Source organism: Ferruginibacter sp. (assembly GCF_014377975.1).
In the GTDB taxonomy this organism is placed as follows: Bacteria; Bacteroidota; Bacteroidia; order Chitinophagales; family Chitinophagaceae; genus Ferruginibacter.
Window position 1 is genome coordinate 1 of record NZ_JACMOO010000376.1, and the last position, 4,941, is coordinate 4,941.

A 4,941-nucleotide genomic window follows, 5' to 3' on the forward strand; every position below is an offset into this window, starting at 1 on the left:
TATAATCCATCAACTTATAATTTATTTATAACAAATTAAAATACTTCAATAAAGATTTTGGTAAACTTCCGCCGCCATCTTTTTTCTTTAACAACTTTAATAAACGGCTTTGCTTAACATGCATAAAACGTTCGTATAATTTAGAATGCTGTTTAAAATCTTCTTTGGTTTCTTCGGGTTCATAATGATCAGCAGGATCGTAGAGCATTGCTGTACACATACAGTTTTTTCTTTCCTTACTCATCAGTATATCAAAGTTCACGCAACTTTTACAGCCTGCCCAAAACTCCTCATCATCTGTTAATTCAGAATAGGTAACCGGCTCATACCCCAGGTCGCTGTTTATTTTCATTACTGCCAGTCCGGTAGTTAAACCAAATATTTTTGAGGTGGGATACCTTTCCTTACTAAGGTCAAATATTCTTCTTTTTATTTGTTTGGCAACCCCGCTTTTTCTAAATGCAGGTGCTACTATCAAACCACTGTTGGCAACAAACTGATCATGCCCCCAGGCTTCAATATAACAAAAGCCAACCCAGGAGCCATCGGTAGTTACTGCAATAACAGCCTTACCTTCATTCATTTTTTTTTCGATGTATTCAGGAGATCGTTTGGCTATGCCTGTGCCTCTTGCCTGTGCGGACGAAGCCATTTCTTCTGTAATGGTTGTTGCATAATGGCTATCGCTAAAAGTGGCAACCCTAACTATGATGTTATTCGTTTCCAATTGTGTAAAATTGAACTGTTGTGTAAAATAAGAAATTTGTAAGAACCTGTTTTTGGAGATTTTTTCACTGACAGGGGCAGGTTTTAATTGCTCGGCCTATCAGCAACCAGGATTACGTCGGGGACTTGTAACAAATGCATTCATTGCTGAAAAAACTATTTCAGTTGAATGATTGTAAGCGTAATATGATAAAAGGTAACTTTTCACTTTTTGATTTTGTTAATCAGAAGATGCAAATGTATAACATTTTGTAAAACGAACATGCTAAAATTTATAAGAATTTTACTAGTGTGCCAATTAGCTTGATAATTGTTTATTACAGTTGTATAACCGAATGGTCATCAAATGCGACGCTGCCATCAATAACAAATGTCTGTAATTCGGCGGCTATCTGTCTGTCGTTACTCAACCTCGGAACTTTATTTTGTCCACCTAATTTGCCGACACTTTTCATATAATCTATAAACCCATTCTTTTTAACCCGAGCTATTTTTAACTGCTGTAAAATATTTCCTCCTACCAGATCATCGTAGTACACATTTTTGGTGCGCAGGTTATCGTCTACCTTTTTAGCAAACGCCGCAAGGTCTGTGGGGGTATTTTCGAATTCAACAAACCATTCATGAAAACTTTTACCGCCGTTTTGTGCTATCATTGGCGCTACTGTAAATTCAGTGATGTGTATCTTTTCTTCATTGGCCGCCTGCATCAGCGCCGCTTCAACTTCTTCGCCAATTACATGTTCGCCAAAGGCAGAAATAAAATGTTTCGTTCTTCCCGTAACCAATATCCTGTAAGGACTTGTACTTATAAACTTAATAGTGTCACCGATATTATAAGCCCACAAACCAGCATTGTTGCTGATAATAAGGGCATAATTCTCTCCAACTTTAACATCTTTTAATGTAAGCCTGACAGGGTTTTGGTTAAATATTTCTCCTGCAGGTACAAACTCAAAAAATATTCCGCTGTCTGTATTTAATAACAATCCTTCTGCTTCCTGCGAATCCTGGAAGGCGAAGAAACCTTCGCTGGCGGGATACAGTTCTATACAATCTATTTTGCGGCCAATACTTTCGTTCAGTTTTGCCTTGTAAGGCTCAAAATTAACACCGCCCTGCACCATCACACTCAAGTTTGGAAATAGTTCGCCAATTTTTTTACCGCTCTTTTCAGCAAGTCTGTCAAAATACATTTGCATCCATGGTGGTATGCCGCTGATCAATGTCATATTCTGTTCAATTGTTTCCAGCACAATTTTATCCAGCTTTGCCTCCCACTCTTCTATACAATTGGTTTCGTAATTGGGTAATTGGTTGGCCCGCAAATATTTGGGTATATGATGATTTACGATACCACTTAACCTTCCCGTAGGAATGCCTCCCATGCGTTCCAACTCAGGAGAACCACTTAAAAAAATCATTTTACCATCTGCAAATTTTGTATTACCTGTTTCTGCCATATAACACAGCAGCGCATTACGGGCTGTATTGATGTGGTTGGGGATAGAGTCTTTTGTGATGGGAATGTATTTTATACCGCTGGTTGTACCACTGGTTTTAGCAAAATAAATAGGCTGCCCTTTCCATAAAATATTATGTTTACCCTCTTTTATTTTTTCAATGTAGGGCTTAAATTCTTCGTAGTCCCGTATAGGAACATGGCGGGAAAAATCCTCTGCTGTTTTAATATCTTCAAAACCATGCTCTTTTCCAAAAACTGTTTTAGCCGCTGATTTCACCAGTTCGTTCAATATGGATTGCTGATCTTCCACAGCAGTTTCCCTGCTTTTTTTTATTTGCTTGTATATATAACCTGCAAAAGGCTTTGCCAGAAAAGATTTTATTTTCATGATATCTTTCAATCGTTAAAGCGCAAACATATCTTGTTTTATGCCTGCTAAATGTGAAGAAATCTATTTACAATTACAAGGCCAATCTGTATCAAGGTCTATGCAAGTTACTACTTCCACAGTATTATTTTCTTTGGGAGCAAAAACTATGCGAACATGTTGTTTATCGTGTGTTATACCTTCCAGCGGATAGGTTTTTCCTCTCTCATCTTCCTGTATTTTATTAGTGTTGATGTGCCCTGTGGCTAAAATTTCTTTTACTTCGGTTTCATCAATATGTCTGCAATCCATACGGCAATGGGCATGTTTGCTGTAAATAATATTCTTTACGTTGCGGTTAAAATTTTCTGCCGGCTGTACAGCAGGTAATACAATTTCTGTATTGGTATTTTTTTGTTTGGGATAACTGCTGGCCTGGTGCTTTTTTACAAACCAAAGTAAAAAACCTGCGGCTAGTAAAATAAAATAAGGAAGATACTTTTTAAACATGGCGCAATTTACTCACTATAATTATCTTTTAAAAGTTTAGGGATACATAAAATTCAATGCTTTATTAAAAGGTATACCCTTTATGCAACCTGCGTTAGGGATTGAAGCAGAAGTGCCCGCAACGAAGCACAGTGCAACGCAGCGTAGTGAGGACTTGCAGCGAAAAGCCCGACCGCTGCAGCGGGAACGCCCAACGCCTGCCCTGTTCCGTTGCGGCAAGGGCAGGCACTGAAGAAAAAGTAAAAATCAAACTAACTACCCGCAATACATCCATAAAACACCATGTTGTATCTTTGCAGCGTATGAACAAAACAGTAGCATTATATACCCTTGGGTGCAAGCTTAATTTTTCTGAAACCTCTTCCATTGGAAGGTTACTTGAAAATGATGGTTTTGTAAAAAAAGAATTTTCAGAAATTGCAGATGTATATGTAATTAATACCTGTTCTGTTACCAACAATGCGGATAAGGAATGCCGGTTATTGGTGCGGCGAATACAAAAAAAAGCACCCGGAGCCCTGGTGGTAATTACCGGTTGCTATGCTCAGTTAAAACCTGTGGAAATTGCTTCTATACCAGGTGTTGACCTTGTGTTAGGCGCTGCTGAAAAATTTAATATTATTCAACATTTAAAAGATTTTACAAAGGGCGACAGCACTAAAATATGTAGTTGCGATATTGCTGATGTGAATGAATTTACAGCGGCGCATTCTATTAACGACCGAACCAGAGTTTTTTTAAAAGTACAGGATGGTTGCGATTATAGTTGCTCTTTTTGTACCATACCGTTGGCAAGGGGAAAAAGCAGGAGCAACCCAATTGAAAATGTATTGGCTGAAGTGAAAACAATTGCAGCGCAGGGTGCCAAAGAAATTGTTTTAACCGGTATTAATTTAGGCGATTTTGGCAAAGGAAGTTTTGGCGGCAAAAAGAATGAAGAAACTTTTTTTGAGTTGATGAAACAACTAGATGAAATCCATGGAATAGAACGCTATCGTATATCATCGATAGAGCCAAATTTATTAACCAGTGAAATCATCGATTTTGTAAGCAACAGTAAAAAATTTATGCCACATTTTCATATTCCCCTGCAAAGCGGAAGCAATGAAATACTTGCACTCATGAAAAGGCGTTATAAAAAAGAACTGTATGCAGAGCGTGTTGGATTAATAAAAACCCTTATGCCGCATTGTGCAATTGGTGTGGATGTTATTGTTGGTTTTCCAGGTGAAACAGATGCCGGTTTTAAAGAAACTTTTGATTTTTTACATGGGCTTGATATTAGTTATCTGCACGTGTTTACCTATTCGGAAAGAGCAAATACTGCAGCGCTGGATATACAACATGTGGTGCCCGTTTACGTTCGTAATGAAAGAAATAAACAATTGCGCAATCTCAGTTACCAGAAGCTGCAATATTTTACCAGCCAGCACGTGGGTGAAACAAGAAAGGTTTTATTTGAACATCCTGACAAAAATGGCATGGCAGAAGGGTATACAGATAACTACATTAAAATAACTGCTCCTCATAAAAAAGAGTGGATAAATAATATTGTTGAATGGAAAATATAAACGACGAAAAGTTTAGTAAATTTCAGGTTATCATCCGTTTTTATATGGATGAGACTTTTATGAAACTGGTTCCTGCGCACAGGGTTTACATCAACAGCCTGATAGATAAAAATGTGGTTGATTATTATGCGGTAAGCATGGAAACACAACGCTCCTGGATGATTGTAAATGCGCCTGATAAAAAAGAAGTGCAACACTATCTTGAACAATCCTCTTTATACAATTATTGGACAATTGAAATTGAAGAATTATTTGTGTACGATTCGCAGGCATACCGTTTGCCTGCATTGCAATTGAATTAA

The 4,941-nt window shown here is 37.7% G+C and carries 5 protein-coding genes; 2 read left to right on the plus strand and 3 right to left on the minus strand.

Annotated elements, in window-relative coordinates; translation table 11 throughout:
• Positions 1-25 precede the first annotated feature (25 nt).
• From H7254_RS18395 to H7254_RS18405, 3 genes are all read right to left on the minus strand, one after another.
• Positions 26-727, minus strand: coding sequence for a GNAT family N-acetyltransferase (locus H7254_RS18395; protein ID WP_301934361.1), 702 nt, complete (start codon positions 725-727; stop codon positions 26-28).
• A gap of 316 nt (positions 728-1,043) precedes the next feature.
• Entirely contained in the window at positions 1,044-2,579 is a 1,536-nt protein-coding gene (locus H7254_RS18400; protein ID WP_301934362.1) for a GH3 auxin-responsive promoter family protein, read from the minus strand.
• 63 nt (positions 2,580-2,642) lie between these two features.
• Positions 2,643-3,068 carry a DUF4258 domain-containing protein gene (locus tag H7254_RS18405; RefSeq protein WP_301934363.1) on the minus strand — a complete coding sequence of 142 codons (426 nt, stop codon included), beginning with the start codon at positions 3,066-3,068 and terminating at the stop codon, positions 2,643-2,645.
• Between the two features lie 101 nt (positions 3,069-3,169).
• Here H7254_RS18405 and mtaB point away from each other — a divergent pair, with 101 nt between their 5' ends.
• On the plus strand, positions 3,170-4,639 hold the full coding sequence (mtaB, locus tag H7254_RS18410; RefSeq protein WP_301934364.1) for a tRNA (N(6)-L-threonylcarbamoyladenosine(37)-C(2))-methylthiotransferase MtaB: 1,470 nt from the start codon (positions 3,170-3,172) through the stop codon (positions 4,637-4,639).
• On the plus strand, positions 4,627-4,941 hold the full coding sequence (locus H7254_RS18415; protein WP_301934365.1) for a hypothetical protein: 315 nt from the start codon (positions 4,627-4,629) through the stop codon (positions 4,939-4,941). Before mtaB ends, H7254_RS18415 begins: the two co-directional genes overlap by 13 nt.

Bases quoted from the DNA above. Each gene is read 5' to 3' on its own strand.
- H7254_RS18400 (WP_301934362.1), bottom strand. From the start codon at position 2,579: ATGAAAATAAAATCTTTTCTGGCAAAGCCTTTTGCAGGTTATATATAC.
- H7254_RS18405 (WP_301934363.1), bottom strand. From the start codon at position 3,068: ATGTTTAAAAAGTATCTTCCTTATTTTATTTTACTAGCCGCAGGTTTT.
- H7254_RS18415 (WP_301934365.1), top strand. From the start codon at position 4,627: ATGGAAAATATAAACGACGAAAAGTTTAGTAAATTTCAGGTTATCATC.